At 46.6% G+C, this 2231-nt stretch carries 3 protein-coding genes; all 3 read right to left on the bottom strand.

Translation table 11 applies throughout. The annotated features are described in order from the left end of the window. Nucleotides 1-82: 82 nt before the first annotated feature. The gene (locus tag QVO39_RS04225) at nt 83-922 is read right to left on the bottom strand and encodes a zeta toxin family protein (RefSeq protein WP_021903144.1); all 840 of its coding nucleotides are present in this window, start codon (nt 920-922) and stop codon (nt 83-85) included. Beyond that, entirely contained in the window at nt 909-1175 is a 267-nt protein-coding gene (locus QVO39_RS04220) for a hypothetical protein (RefSeq protein WP_018028659.1), read from the bottom strand. Before QVO39_RS04220 ends, QVO39_RS04225 begins: the two co-directional genes overlap by 14 nt. A gap of 19 nt (nt 1176-1194) precedes the next feature. Further along, the coding region (locus QVO39_RS04215) for an MATE family efflux transporter (RefSeq protein ID WP_021903143.1) at nt 1195-2231 on the bottom strand (1037 nt) is incomplete at its 5' end.

The following is a 2231-nucleotide window of genomic DNA, read 5'->3' as shown; positions in this document are numbered from 1 at the left end:
AATTGCAGCTGGTTATGAAGGGGTGTCTGTGACCTTCTTTTTAGCCGGATTTTTACTTTGTAATCTCTGCCTGGGAGAGTTGCTATTGGTGGGGCTGTATGGTGGATGCCTGACGTATCAGATGGTGGAGCTGGCTGATTAGCTTCTCTCTTATCTTTTCATCTTGGATGATTGATAAAGCTGTTAGTCCCTTATCAATCAGCAGTAAAACCAATTCTCTATTTTGCAGTTGTTTATCCCTTATTCTTGTTATTAATTCGCTAGGTTTCACTTGAACCGTCCAGTGACCATCCTCATTCCTCTGATAGTCGGCAATTAATTCCATTCCGAAGAGAGCATACAGGCGTATTCTGTCAATGTCTGTATTCTCGTAGGCGTCGTCCAACGTCTTAAGTATACCGTTACAAGCTTGGTTGTGGCTTTCAAAGTCGGCTAGTCTGCCACTATCCATAAGTTGCACTTCACTGGCGTATCTTGAAAAAAGATTGACGGCAGTGAGTTCTGGTGGTGCAGAGATACACATTAGCTCTACCTCAAAGCCAGCCCTTTTGAACTTTCGAGCGGTGTCAGCTACTACTTCGCTTCGCCTCATAGTCCCTTCTACCGATACATTTAGCCGATTTCTTATGGCTTCGTCTATCAATCCCTCTGTAAATACATTGGAGAATATCTGCGTTTCAGATGAGTACTTAAGGGGCTCCTTTATCAGTTCTTTGTGTAGTGGGTGGTGCTCTCTATACTTGTCGCCATTTATGGTGAGTATACTTGGAAGCTCATTTTGGGCTATCTTTGCGAGTGCACTCTTTCCAGCAGATGGTTGTCCTCCCAATATAATAGCTCTTGGGTGTCTGCTAGGCTCTTTATCACTAATATAAAACCCCTTAAGCTGAGTCAATAGTGCTTCTACATCACTTCTCTTCATAATATGCTTTTAGGATGGGTGAATAAAGCTTTACTACTTTGTCTTGAATGTTTTTTGAGACTTCATCGTCTCCCAAGACCGCCATTTCCTCATACTCTAGGGTGGCCTGTTGCTCTATAAGGTTGGCTCGCTCTTCGGGGTCTTCAACCGTTAGAAGCTTATTCAGCGTCAAAGTCCTTAGCTTGGCGATGGCATTTGCCATCACCTCTTTGTCGGTAAAGGTTCGAGCAATTTCTAGTTGTCTTTCGGTCATAATGGTATGGTATTTATCTTTATCTATTCGATGAAATGGTGGAGCGACGGACGAGGAGGTACCAGATGCCAGCAACGATGCCCTTGAGAATAGAGGAGGCACCAATGATCCACCAAAGGGTGGTGATATCCTTGGTGAGGGGTAATAAGAGGAGGGCGGCGGGAATCCGGAGCAGGTTGCCAATAATACTGATGAGGGAGGGGGGAAGTGTCTGGCGGATACCGTAGAAGAAGCCTTGGCTGGTGATCTCTATCATGCTAAAGACTTGTGGTACCGCTTGAATGGATAGGTAGATGCCACCTGCGATGTAGGCGGCTTCCTCAGGGACAATAAGTGCGAAGAGCCCTTCGCCCCAAAAGAAGTAGATGCAGAAGCCCAGCACTCCTACAATCAGTGAAAGGATAAGTGTATAGCGTACGCCTTTGTAGATACGGTCTATCTGATTAGCCCCATAGTTTTGACCAGTAAAGGCACTAAGGGCGGTAGAGAATCCTTGGGCGGTATTCCAGCAGAGCCCCTCTAGCTGCCCTCCAGTAGTGAGTGCCATCACTCCGAGATGCCCGCCATAGAGCGAGGCGAGGTGTCCTAGTGTGAGGTTGATAAAAGCAAATAGGCTATTCATCACTGCCACAGGGGTGCCGATACGCAGTACGCTGTAGGTAATCCCTTTAGTTAGTTTGATGAATATCTTGATTCCACCCAGCAATTGGTCTCTGTAGCACATCTGTAAGAGGAAAAGAGCTAGAACGATCCCTTGGGAGAGGATGGTAGCGAGTGCCGCCCCCTTGACCCCCAATCCCGCTACAAATATAAGGAGTGGGTCGAGGAGCATATTGAGAAATAGTCCTATACTACTTATAATGAAAGGAATCTTGGAGTGACCCGTAGCATTGTAGATGCCGGTGTAGGCGACCGTGGGAAAGATGAGGGGTAACCCTAGCGCCACTATGGAGAGATAGTCGGTCCCCATCTTGTGGATAGAGGTCTCGAGCCGATAGATGCCTATCAACTCTTCATTAAATAGGAGGTAGATAGCCATCACCACCACGACCATAA

It is taken from the genome of Porphyromonas sp. CAG:1061, assembly GCF_000435035.1.
GTDB classification, from domain to species: domain Bacteria; phylum Bacteroidota; class Bacteroidia; order Bacteroidales; family Porphyromonadaceae; genus Porphyromonas_A; species Porphyromonas_A somerae.
This window is presented reverse-complemented; position numbering and strand designations above follow the sequence as displayed.